This window comes from Microcystis sp. LEGE 08355 (genome assembly GCF_015207185.1).
Lineage (GTDB): Bacteria > Cyanobacteriota > Cyanobacteriia > Cyanobacteriales > Microcystaceae > Microcystis > Microcystis panniformis.
Map to the genome: position 1 here is coordinate 1 of NZ_JADEXI010000637.1, position 2,498 is coordinate 2,498.

The 2,498-nt window shown below is 44.1% G+C and carries 2 protein-coding genes; both read right to left on the reverse strand.

Features of this window, described 5'->3' with window-relative positions:
• Positions 1-411: 411 nt before the first annotated feature.
• On the reverse strand, positions 412-978 hold the full coding sequence (locus tag IQ242_RS22270) for an adenylate kinase (RefSeq protein WP_108937286.1): 567 nt from the start codon (positions 976-978) through the stop codon (positions 412-414).
• Between the two features lie 70 nt (positions 979-1,048).
• Positions 1,049-2,368: a preprotein translocase subunit SecY gene (gene secY, locus IQ242_RS22275; protein WP_193961442.1), complete on the reverse strand. Its 1,320-nt coding sequence runs from the start codon at positions 2,366-2,368 to the stop codon at positions 1,049-1,051.
• Positions 2,369-2,498: the final 130 nt, after the last annotated feature.

Consider the following 2,498-nt stretch of genomic DNA (forward strand, 5'->3'; position numbering starts at 1 on the left):
TAATTGATCAACGGGTTGGCTTTTAAAAGGCTCTTTAACCGCCAGTTGTTACTGTTCTTAAATAGGTTAGTGTAGATTTAGCAAGGGTTTTCAGGATCAACAGACAGCTAAAAACCCCAAAAAGCACAGAACATCCCATCATCTCATACTGCGAAATTATACCATAATCGCTGGAAGTATTGCAACCTCGTAAACAAATGAGAATTATTTTCAATAAATTCTTAAGAAAAGATCAATATTGCGAAATGTAAATTTAAATATTCTCAACTATTAAAGCTTGTTTGATATAAAAAACTTATAAAAAGTTGTAATTTTTACTGACCGATAACTGATAACTGATCACTGATAACTGATAACTGACTGATCACTGATAACTGATAACTGATTACTGATGACTGACTGAGAGAAACTTTAAACAGGAGTGACAACTGCTGTTAAAGCGGCAGTAACCGCGTCCATCGGTTGATTACCGTCGATATGGTTAAGAGTCCCTTTTTGACCGTAATAATCTAAAACGGGGGCAGTTTGGTCGATATAAACCTGTAGGCGACGGGCGATCGTTTCTTGAGTATCATCTTGACGACCCCGTTGCATCAGACGCTCAATTAAGACCGTATCCGGTACAGCCAAATTAACCACAAATGTGTAACTATCGGCCAATTCTTCCAGTAATGCGTCTAAAAAGCTCGCCTGTGCCACCGTGCGGGGAAAACCATCAAGAATCCAACCCTTAGCACTGTCAGGCTGTTTTAAACGTTCCTGAATTAAACCTAATAACAACTCATCAGGGACTAATTCTCCCTTTTCCACATAAGCTTGTGCTTGCTGACCAAGTTCTGTCTTCTCTGTAATTGCTTGACGTAAAATTTCACCGGTAGAAATATGAGGAATCGTCAGAGATTCCGCTAATTTTGCCGCTTGGGTCCCTTTTCCCGATCCGGGCGGTCCCAAAAATATCACACCGATCCGTTTGCTCATGGATTAAATATAGGGTTTTAAGGGGAAAAATAACCAGTAACCGCAAAAAGGTCACTGGTTAACTATCTAACTACTTTTTAATCATGTCCTCATAGCGTTGAGACATGACATAGGTTTGAATTTGTTTCGCCGTATCGATCGCCACCCCCACCAGAATTAACAGGGAAGTTGCCCCCAAACCGCGAAAAGTGGTGACACCAGTAGCGCTTTCTACCAAAGTCGGCACGGTAGCCACCAAACTTAAAAAGAGAGCACCCAAAAGGGTGAGACGATTCAGCACCCCTTCCAGATAATTAGTAGTAGCGGTTCCAGGTCGAATCCCCGGAATACTGGCCCCCATTTTTTTCAGGTTTTGGGACATATCTTTGGGGTTAACGATCAGGGAAGCGTAGAAGAAACTAAAACCGAGAATTAGTAAGCTATAAAAAGCCACATAACCCCAACTATCGGGACGCAGGGCATTGACCAACTGAACCAAAACCTGACCGACCGGGTTATCCGTGGGTAAAGCTTGCACCAATTGGAAAGGTAACACCAACACTGCCGAGGCGAAAATAATCGGCATCACGCCCCCTTGATTGAGTCGTAGGGGTAGATAACTGGTTCTTTCCCGATAGAGACGACGACCCACCTGACGACGGGCAGAAACAATCGGAATCCGACGGGTTCCTTCCTGAACAAAAACAATGCCGATAATCATCACCAAGAAAACCAGCAAGAGAATCACCACTTGAGCGATCGCTTGTCGGCCACCCTGTTGAGCAAAAGTAATCGTATCACCGAGGGTTTTCGGTAAAACAGCGACAATGTTGACAAAAATCAACAAAGATGCTCCATTTCCCAGACCGCGTTCTGTAATCAGTTCCGAAATCCACATCACGAACATAGAACCGGCCACTAAAGCGAGAACCGTAGCGGCGATCGAGGGTAAAGTTCCGGCCACAACGCCGTTAGCCACCAATAAACCGAGAGTAATACCGATGCTTTGAATAATTGCCCAACCAAAGGCAATATAACGGGTAATTTGGGCAATTTTTCGCCGTCCTGCTTCTCCTTCATTTTTCTGTAAATCTTCCAAAGAAGGAAGGGCAGCGGTGAGCAGTTGCACGATAATTGAGGCGTTGATATAGGGAAGAATGCCGAGGGCAAAAATCCCTAACGTCGATAATCCTCCCCCGGTAAACAGGTCAAGGATTCCCAAAGCGGCGTTACCTTGAATAATTTCTGCTAATCTTGCCCGATCCAAACCGGGTATCGGTACAAACATCCCAAAACGGAGCAGAATCAGTAAACCCAATGTAACCAACAAGCGGCCGCGTAAACCAGCCGCCTGTGCCATTTGCATAAACGTTTCCTGTGCCGTGGGAGCCTTATCACGACTAACGACCATTAACAGTTACCTCTAGTGCAGTTTTTTTATGGGAAAAAGTAATCGAGGGGGAAAACTTTCTCGATTTTTTTAAGATTTCCCCTGTCTTTCTTATGATATAGCAATCAGGTCTTGGGGGTTGGGTGTGGGG

Coding starts and splice junctions, on each gene's coding strand:
- IQ242_RS22270 (WP_108937286.1), bottom strand. CDS start 978: ATGAGCAAACGGATCGGTGTGATATTTTTGGGACCGCCCGGATCGGGA.
- secY (WP_193961442.1), bottom strand. CDS start 2,368: ATGGTCGTTAGTCGTGATAAGGCTCCCACGGCACAGGAAACGTTTATG.